Consider the following 275-nt stretch of genomic DNA (forward strand, 5'->3'; position numbering starts at 1 on the left):
TCCTTGGCTTGGCACGGTGATCCGCGGTGCGCGATCGCTCCCGGTTCGCATCAACGGACAAGAATATAAGGAGTCCTGATAATGTATCGCGGATTCAATGTCAGTGCGGGGCGCCGCGACGTAGCTACGGAATGGTACGCTGTCGAGGACCCTGCCGTCCTCACGCCAATAGCAGAAGCGCCGATAACCACGCCGCAAGCGCTCGACGATGCCGTTGTCTCGGCTGCAGCCGCTCTCGGCAGTTGGGCGTCGGACCTCACGGCCCGTCGCAATGC

At 62.2% G+C, this 275-nt stretch carries 1 protein-coding gene; it reads left to right on the forward strand.

What is annotated here, in order from left to right:
* Positions 1-81 precede the first annotated feature (81 nt).
* Positions 82-275, forward strand: a 194-nt coding sequence (locus ACZ2V4_RS11795) for a hypothetical protein (RefSeq protein WP_490514961.1), incomplete at its 3' end; no start/stop codon positions are given.

It is taken from the genome of Macrococcus sp. CoH-51_TC_04 (genome assembly GCF_058188655.1).